This is a genomic window from Vibrio sp. 05-20-BW147, from assembly GCF_013369385.1.
GTDB classification, from domain to species: domain Bacteria; phylum Pseudomonadota; class Gammaproteobacteria; order Enterobacterales; family Vibrionaceae; genus Vibrio; species Vibrio floridensis.
The window spans coordinates 1-1460 of the sequence record NZ_SZTO01000059.1; the positions used below are offsets into that span (position 1 = coordinate 1).

Genomic DNA, 1460 nt, shown 5'->3' on the forward strand with positions numbered 1-1460 from the left:
TAGCGCTAATAACAAGGAACATAACATCGATAAGGTCGTGTTTTTGGTTGATGTCCGAGCGAGTATCTTCTACAACAGATAAGTGTTCAATAAGGTTCAAAATGACTGTGCTGCTGAGGGTTTGGCACAATTAGATCATATTTGTTAACAAAGTGCGATCCCGCCCTGTAGGTCCTAAGGCCAAGATAAGGAAGCGTGTGTGGACTTCCTCCTTCTGTTGTTGAGTGGAGACATGCACGGATCAAGTCCGGATTTGAACTTAGCTTTAACTTAGTTAAGCTTGTAATTCCATTGAAAGCTATTATATTTGGTACGAAGTCACCCGGATTTGCGCGTAACTTTTGAACATTCATTCTAAGACTTTTTGCTAATATAGACAAAATTGAGTAATGACTCCCTGGGGCATGCACTGCAAGCTCATGTCCTTCAAGCGATAATCCTGGCCTCTTTAGTAGTACTTGCTCTAGAGCTGATCGAAATATTATTGCCCCTTGACTGTGTACGGTCCATTTTACTTTTCTTTTTTCGGATTGTGCTTTTAATATTAGAGATGCTAGTTGTTGAGAATTTCTAATTTTAAATATCCTAGTCTTATCGAAAAGGCATTCAACTAAATCATATCCAGCTCCATCTGTAGGATTATGAAACAGGTTGTATCTAGCTACGTTATCATCTTGATATGCGATATCAGTATGAACACCCATCAACTTAGCTGCTGTATTATAATCATTGTTCATACCATTAACGGCCACATGTTCTCGGTTTATTTTTGGAACAATCCTTGAACCATTTGCATTCCAAGCCTCTAAAGCATTTTGTACATCTTTTTTGAGACAATTTTCTTCGCTATATCTAGCTTTTCCTACTTTTTCAATGTCGTATAACAAAGTACGTTGATGCTTAGATTCAACACGTCGACCATGTAATGATGTATCTAAAACAATATCTTCAATTACTATTGTTCCAGAATCTGTCAACCTGTAAATTATCATGAAATGATAATTTTTGAAAGGGTTGATATTTCTTGCTATGCGCCAAAATGGGTTTGCTTTATGTTTTACAAGGCATGCACTATTTGGATTTTTTATTACATATTTAATATCTTTAATAACGTTCTTTTTATCAAAGTCAGTCATTAATTTAAAAACCATCAGAGCTTGCCTAGTTAAGTTAATTTCTCCATCACCGAGTATTTGGGGATTTATTCCTAGCTTTGCTAAATGTGAACAGCTTTCATTGATAGGTATTACATCTCTAGCATTGCTAACAGTTGGATTTTGGTTTATCAGTTTCCCAGGGCGGGATCGCACTTTGTTAACAAATATGATCTAATTGTGCCAAACCCTCAGCAGCACAGTCATTTTGAACCTTATTGAACACTTATCTGTTGTAGAAGATACTCGCTCGGACATCAACCAAAAACACGACCTTATCGATGTTATGTTCCTTGTTATTAGCGC

Annotated in this window: 1 protein-coding gene; it reads right to left on the reverse strand. The window is 36.6% G+C overall.

The window, feature by feature from the left end:
• Positions 1–86 precede the first annotated feature (86 nt).
• Positions 87–1310 carry a hypothetical protein gene (locus FC652_RS19780; RefSeq protein WP_176299866.1) on the reverse strand — a complete coding sequence of 408 codons (1224 nt, stop codon included), beginning with the start codon at positions 1308–1310 and terminating at the stop codon, positions 87–89.
• Positions 1311–1460 lie beyond the last annotated feature (150 nt).